Below are 6,400 nucleotides of genomic sequence, written 5' to 3' on the forward strand. Positions count from 1 at the left end.
TTAATTTAGGATTGTTGCCATGGCACTTGGGTGAAGCTAAAGATGCATTAGAACAAGTAGCAACAATTTGGTTAGATGACCGAAATAGCACCGAAAATTCAGAAAGTAAGAAAATTATTAAAAAGCTTATCAAGTTAATCAATAAATGGCGGCATAGCCTGAGTCCTCGGGGAGAATCACATAACGGGAGCATTGGATTCTTCGTATCAGAGCCGGAACTGGCTTGGTACATTCCTCAGCAGTTATTCAAATCGGAAGTAATTGAGTCCGTTGTTCATGAATACAGTCAAACACTCCATTACATGCTTCAAAAAGGTTGGGCTATTTCCAATGAGGGCACGCGACGCACATTTAAAATAGGAGGAGAGCGGTTTATTAAGTTCTTTCCCGAAAAAATCTGTCGCGAATGCGGTGAAAGTATGGATCTATCCCACTTTCATCAAAATGATAACTCATTGAATAGTAATGCCAATCCCACTTTCCCAGTTTCCCAGAGCGAGAATTACTAATGCTTACTGACCAACTATTTGACGAAATAAAATGTGTTATTGAAAACCAGCTATGCAAAGTGGCGCTCAACAGCAAAGAGTTCCTCACATTTGATGAGTGTGTTCAATACACTGCACTAAGCCCTAATTTCTTACGTCAACAAGTACGGGATGGGTTGCCTTGTTACAAGCTTGGGGGGCGGCGAACATTTTTTAAAAGAACAGAAGTTGATGCTTGGGTACTGAAGAATCGCGTGGATCTGGGAGACGAACATGAATAACAAGCTATTTGAAAAACGAGCGCGAATTTTAAAGCTTTATGGCGAAGAAGAGCGGCTGATAAGCGAGACTGAGCGCTGTCGCAGAACCGGCATAAGCCGCACTACCTGGTGGCGTATGCAAAAGGCGGGTGAAACCCCGCCAGCCTCCAGCGTTGGTAAGGGCAAAGCACGCTGGCTGTTGTCGGATATTTTGCTTTGGATGAATAAATAGTCTAACTATTGAACTTTGTATATACACGGTATATACTTCACTATGTATATACAATGTATATGCAAATAACTTAACACTAACAACTGGAGGAACCTGCTTTGTCGCTAGAAGAGTCTGTACCTCATAGTGTTCGTATGAAGCTTAAGAATAAGCACAATGTGAGTATCTATGAGGTGGAAGAATGTTTTTCAAATCGTGAGGGTAGCTTTTTAGAAGATACTCGAGAAAAAAATAAAACTAACCCTCCCACTAATTGGTTCATTGCTGAAACTGATTATGGAAGAAAGTTAAAGGTGGTTTTTATAGAGCTTGAAGATCGTATCGAATTAAAAACGGCTTATGAGCCAAACCAAGAAGAAATCAGAATTTATCAGAAGTACGCCTATTAGGCGTGCTTCCCGCTAAAAGAAAAAAGCGATAAAGATAACTCGTGGAGTTAGATACATAGTTAAGTTAGATTGTTAAGTTAAATACATAGTTAAGTTAAATACATAGTTAAATTAAATACATAGTTAAATTAAATACATAGTTAAATTAAATACATAGTTAAATTAATAGATTATCAAATAAGGTGAATTAAAATGAGGAGTCCCTCTATGAGCTTAATTAAAGATAAAGCGGATATAGACCAATGGGAGTCTGGCGAACTTGGTAGAGATGAAAAGTTTGTAAGAAAATCAGATAGTGATAGGAGTAAATTGGATGACAAAATTGGTCTGCAAATGATTTCTATTCGACTGCAAAAAAGTCTAATAGATGATTTAAAAGATATAGCAGAATTAAATGGTATTGGTTATCAACCGCTTATGAAACAGGTTTTAAAGCGCTTTGTCGATGCAGAGAAGAAGCAACTGCTTAGAGAAATGGCTTTAGAACAGAGAAATATAGAAATAGATGATGAAAAAAAAGCTCTCTAATAATCGAGCTTTCTAGATTGAAAAATTATCTTGCACATCATAAAATTAAAGAAAACCACTTATATAGTGGTTTTCTTATACCTACCTTATTCACTGATTCTTAACTAATTTAATATATTATAGAGCTCTTCAGTAACTTTTTTTTGTACTGCACTGCGCTCGTTAAAATAATCCCCTTGATCATAGACTTCAGGCATATTTCCAACTTTATGATTTAAACAGCGCTCTAAAGCATCCTTCCTGAAACCTAGCTGGTCAGCGATGGTTCGAAACGTTCTCCTAAAGTCATGAATAGTAAAGTGTTCTAATTGTCCCATACGATTCGGAGGCGGAACCTTTTTACTTTTATCTATTCCAAACAGGCTGTTCACTGCACTATTTACTGTGTCTTTTCCCATATAAGGCACCTTGCTTTTGCGTCTTGCTGGGAGTACATACTCAGAGCCATAAGAGCGGACTTTCAGCTCTTCTAGCCAACACACAATCTGTTGTGTAAGTGGTATGCTGATATCGCTCTCTGTTTTTGTTCTCGCTTTTGGTAAGTGCCACACTGCGTTATCTAGATCGAATTCCTTCCAGGGCGCTTGGATTAACTCTGATTTTCTAACTCCTAGTGTAATAAGCAGGCAGCAAACTAAGTAGTTATCGCGTGTGAATGAATCTGAATGTTTTCTAAATACCGAAAAGGTATGTTCAACCTCTTCAATACTCAGGACTCTTCTTCTTGGCTTTTCAACTCCACCTGCATCTATACAGGAAAAAGCTGAAGCAGGGTTATTTGATGTAATACCAAGTTGAATAGCATGCTTAAAAAGTTGCTTTAGGAGACCCAATACATCATTTGACACTGTTGTACGCCCGCTGTTTGTAATGGTATCCAAGATATTTCGAACATGGATTGCAGTTACTTGTTCAACTTTTAAGTGGCCGATATGAGATGAAACGTTATTTTCATACTTACTTTTTGGAATATTTGGATGCTTATTACGTTTTAACAGTTTGCTTTGATACATATCCTTGAATAATTGATCAAATGTCATACCTTCTAAACTTTCTACAGATCCAACAGAAAGCGGATCGATACCATCTCGAATTAATGCTCTAGTTTTCTCTGCTTCACCGCGCGCTTCCGCCAGTGTTAATTGCCCGAATTTACCCAGAGACTTCTCCCTCCTCTTTTCGTTAAAGGTATATCTCAGGGACCAATAAGGTTCGCCACGCTTTGGAACGACGAAGGACAACCCATTACCATCGGATGTTTTACTGTGCTGACCTTTAGCAAGTATGTTGACTTGTTTTACTGTTAAATTTGACATTTTTTCACCTCTTGTACTCACCAGTAGTTTGAGACTAGCAGTGAAAAATACTCACCACAATACTCACCAATTGGATGAAACGGAATGAAAAAATATGGAACAATAAAAAACAAAATCCCGCTATAAATCGAGGTTTTTCAGGCTGTTATGAGTGCTGCTGAGCGTTAGTGAGCTTTATTCTATATTCTGAATTTGTTCTCTCATCTGCTCAATGAGCACTTTTAGCTCTACAGCTGCATTAGTGATATCGCTATTAATAGACTTAGAGGCTAGGGTGTTTGCTTCGCGGTTAAACTCTTGCATCATAAAATCTAAACGGCGGCCACATGCACCACCTTTTTTAAGGATTTTTTTAGTTTCTTTAACGTGCGATTTTAAGCGGTCGAGTTCTTCGGCAACATCTTGCTTTTGCGCAAGGTAAATAAGCTCTTGTTCAAGGCGAGATTCGTCAATGTCGGTTTTTAAGTCTTCAAGCTTTTGATTAAGCTTTTCACGCTGCCACTTTGCTATTTCTGGTAAGTGAGTTTCGACTACAGTAACTTGCTCAAGTATGGCATCAAGGCGAGTGGCAATCATTTCTTCTAAATTTGCGCCTTCATCGCCACGGGCTGATTTAAAATCTTCAACTACTTGGTCAAAGCCCGTTATAAGTGCTTTATTTACAGTATCTAAATCGAGCTCCTGGGCTTCCATTACGCCAGGCCAGCGTAGTATATCAACAGGGTTAATGTCGCCATTGCTTTGTTGCTGAACCCATTTAGCACTATTTATTAGTTGCTCTGCCAATGACTCGTTAATAGAAAGCTCACCCACGTGTGCTGGATTTGCAACAAACTTTAAAAATACTTCAACTTTACCGCGTTGTAAATTTTTACGTAAACGCTCACGAATTACCGGCTCCATGCCACGAAATTGCTCTGGTGCGCGAATAAACGTTTCAAGGTAGCGCTGGTTTACTGAACGAATTTCCCAGGTGCCAGTGCCCCAATCGCCTTTAATTTCGCGACGCGCATAAGCAGTCATACTGTGGATCATGGATAAGTTCCTAAAATTTATTAATACAATATTGCGATGATTATACCGTAACACTGCATAACCTCTAGAGAAAATTTATTACGCTGAATATTTTACAATCAGCATGGCATCTACCTGCACATGCACTTATAATGTCGCAAATTCAGAATTAAGGGGATCGTCAATGCGTCCAAGCGAAAGAACACCTAACCAAATTAGACCGGTATCATTTACACGTAATTACACATTACACGCTGAAGGCTCAGTACTTGTTGAGTTTGGTAATACCAAAGTACTTTGCACTGCTACGGTTGAAGCTGGTGTACCACGTTTTATGAAAGGCCAAGGTAAAGGTTGGATCAACGCTGAATACGGTATGTTACCGCGCTCAACACATACGCGTAATGCGCGTGAAGCTGCGCGTGGTAAGCAAGGCGGTCGTACAATGGAAATTCAACGCTTAATTGCTCGCGCATTAAGAGCTGCTGTAGACTTAAAAGCGCTTGGCGAAAACACGATTACTATAGACTGTGACGTTATTCAAGCCGATGGCGGAACGCGTACAGCATCTATTAGTGGTGCATGCGTTGCTTTAGTTGATGCACTTACTCACATGCGCGCTAAAGGAATGATCAACTCAAATCCACTTAAACACATGATTGCTGCTATTTCGGTAGGTATTTATAAAGGCCAGCCAATTACTGATTTAGAATACCTTGAAGATTCAGAAGCTGAAACCGATATGAACGTAATTTTAACTGAAACAGGTAAAATTATTGAAGTGCAAGGTACCGCAGAGGGTGAACCATTCTCGTTCGACGAATTAGATGAGCTACTTACACTGGCTAAACATTCAATCCGTGAAATTATTGACGTTCAAAAGCAAGCGTTAGCATAAGCGAGTACCCCAATGAAAGATTATCAAAAAGAGTTTATTGAATTTGCTTTAGAAAAGCAGGTTTTAAAATTTGGCGAGTTTACCCTTAAATCAGGCCGTACAAGCCCATACTTTTTTAATGCTGGCCTTTTTAATACAGGACGTGATTTAGCACGTTTAGGCCGTTTTTATGCATCAGCACTTGAAGATGCCGCAATAGAATACGATGTTTTATTTGGCCCAGCCTATAAAGGAATCCCTATTGCGACTACAACTGCAGTTGCCTTAGCTGATCATCATAATAAAGACGTGCCTTATTGCTTTAACCGCAAAGAGAAAAAAGCACATGGTGAAGGTGGTACATTAGTAGGCTCTGCATTAACGGGCAAAATTATGCTGGTGGATGATGTGATCACTGCAGGCACTGCGATTCGTGAATCAATGGAAATCATTGCCGATAACGGTGCAGACTTAAGTGGTGTGTTAATAGCACTTGATCGCCAAGAAAAAGGTAAGGCTGAGCTTTCAGCTATTCAAGAAGTTGAGCGCGACTTTAATACCAAAGTGATCTCTATTGTAAAATTAGCTGATCTTATCAGCTACCTTGAGAGCCAAGGTACAATGGACGAGCATTTAACATCAGTTAAAGCATACCGAGATCAATACGGTATTGCCTAACTAAAAAGCCTCGCAATTGCGGGGCTTTATTTTGACCACAGTTTATAGAGTTAATAATGAAAGATGTATTTAAACCTAATGGCCTTGGTATAAAGCGTATATTCAAAGCAACGTATTGTTCATACCTCGGCTTTAAAGCAGCCTTTATAGAAGAAGCGGCTTTCAGACAAGAGTTGTTACTTAGCATTATTTTACTACCCATTTCTTTTTGGCTAGCTTCATCAGTATTACATTGGGCATTGTTAGTAAGTACATTACTGATCATATTGATTGTAGAGCTACTTAATTCAGCAATAGAAGCGCTCACTGATCGCGTAAGTACTGAACGCCATGTACTTTCAGGGCGGGCAAAAGATATGGGATCTGCAGCGGTAACACTCTCATTAATGATCCTAACGATCGTGTGGGGTGCCAGTTTGTATATAAAGTTATTTCAGTAAACCCTCTATATAAACCAATTTACACCCCTAAAATGTTAATAAAGTGCTAGTTATGTTGTGTTTTTAGCATGTTTAGCTCAAATACTCAGCGAACAGTCATTTATTTCAAGTTTTCTTTAAAAAAGGGTTGATCTGTTTTCGGATCTCCCTATAATGCGACCCCACTGAGACGGCAGAC

At 39.2% G+C, this 6,400-nt stretch carries 10 protein-coding genes; 8 read left to right on the forward strand and 2 right to left on the reverse strand.

Annotation, left to right across the window (positions count from 1 at the left end):
* The first annotated feature begins 26 nt into the window (after nt 1–26).
* The 5 genes from WDB87_RS04235 (at nt 27) to WDB87_RS04255 (ending at nt 1,897) form a co-directional block, all read left to right on the forward strand.
* Entirely contained in the window at nt 27–509 is a 483-nt protein-coding gene (locus WDB87_RS04235; RefSeq protein WP_337849165.1) for a hypothetical protein, read from the forward strand.
* A complete protein-coding gene (locus WDB87_RS04240; RefSeq protein ID WP_337849166.1) occupies nt 509–769 on the forward strand; it encodes a helix-turn-helix transcriptional regulator in 261 nt (86 codons plus the stop codon). The genes WDB87_RS04235 and WDB87_RS04240 overlap by 1 nt, the downstream gene beginning before the upstream one ends.
* On the forward strand, nt 762–980 hold the full coding sequence (locus tag WDB87_RS04245; protein WP_337849167.1) for a helix-turn-helix transcriptional regulator: 219 nt from the start codon (nt 762–764) through the stop codon (nt 978–980). The genes WDB87_RS04240 and WDB87_RS04245 overlap by 8 nt, the downstream gene beginning before the upstream one ends.
* A gap of 98 nt (nt 981–1,078) precedes the next feature.
* Nucleotides 1,079–1,369: an ADP-ribosyl-(dinitrogen reductase) hydrolase gene (locus WDB87_RS04250; RefSeq protein WP_337849168.1), complete on the forward strand. Its 291-nt coding sequence runs from the start codon at nt 1,079–1,081 to the stop codon at nt 1,367–1,369.
* Nucleotides 1,370–1,576: 207 nt separating this feature from the next.
* Nucleotides 1,577–1,897 carry a hypothetical protein gene (locus tag WDB87_RS04255; RefSeq protein WP_337849169.1) on the forward strand — a complete coding sequence of 107 codons (321 nt, stop codon included), beginning with the start codon at nt 1,577–1,579 and terminating at the stop codon, nt 1,895–1,897.
* 104 nt (nt 1,898–2,001) lie between these two features.
* Here the strand turns inward: WDB87_RS04255 and WDB87_RS04260 are convergent, their stop codons facing one another.
* Entirely contained in the window at nt 2,002–3,213 is a 1,212-nt protein-coding gene (locus tag WDB87_RS04260) for a tyrosine-type recombinase/integrase (protein WP_337849170.1), read from the reverse strand.
* A gap of 174 nt (nt 3,214–3,387) precedes the next feature.
* Nucleotides 3,388–4,248: a YicC/YloC family endoribonuclease gene (locus tag WDB87_RS04265; RefSeq protein ID WP_337849171.1), complete on the reverse strand. Its 861-nt coding sequence runs from the start codon at nt 4,246–4,248 to the stop codon at nt 3,388–3,390.
* Between the two features lie 163 nt (nt 4,249–4,411).
* On the opposite strand from WDB87_RS04265, the gene rph reads away from it, so the two are divergent.
* From rph to WDB87_RS04280, 3 genes are read left to right on the forward strand one after another with little or no spacing between them, the layout of a single operon-like run.
* Entirely contained in the window at nt 4,412–5,125 is a 714-nt protein-coding gene (rph, locus tag WDB87_RS04270) for a ribonuclease PH (RefSeq protein ID WP_337849172.1), read from the forward strand.
* A gap of 12 nt (nt 5,126–5,137) precedes the next feature.
* The gene (pyrE, locus tag WDB87_RS04275; protein WP_286245488.1) at nt 5,138–5,782 is read left to right on the forward strand and encodes an orotate phosphoribosyltransferase; all 645 of its coding nucleotides are present in this window, start codon (nt 5,138–5,140) and stop codon (nt 5,780–5,782) included.
* A 56-nt stretch (nt 5,783–5,838) separates the two neighbouring features.
* Nucleotides 5,839–6,222: a diacylglycerol kinase gene (locus WDB87_RS04280; protein WP_004588246.1), complete on the forward strand. Its 384-nt coding sequence runs from the start codon at nt 5,839–5,841 to the stop codon at nt 6,220–6,222.
* Nucleotides 6,223–6,400: the final 178 nt, after the last annotated feature.

The organism is Pseudoalteromonas sp. C12FD-1 (genome assembly GCF_037414265.1).
Classification (GTDB): domain Bacteria; phylum Pseudomonadota; class Gammaproteobacteria; order Enterobacterales; family Alteromonadaceae; genus Pseudoalteromonas.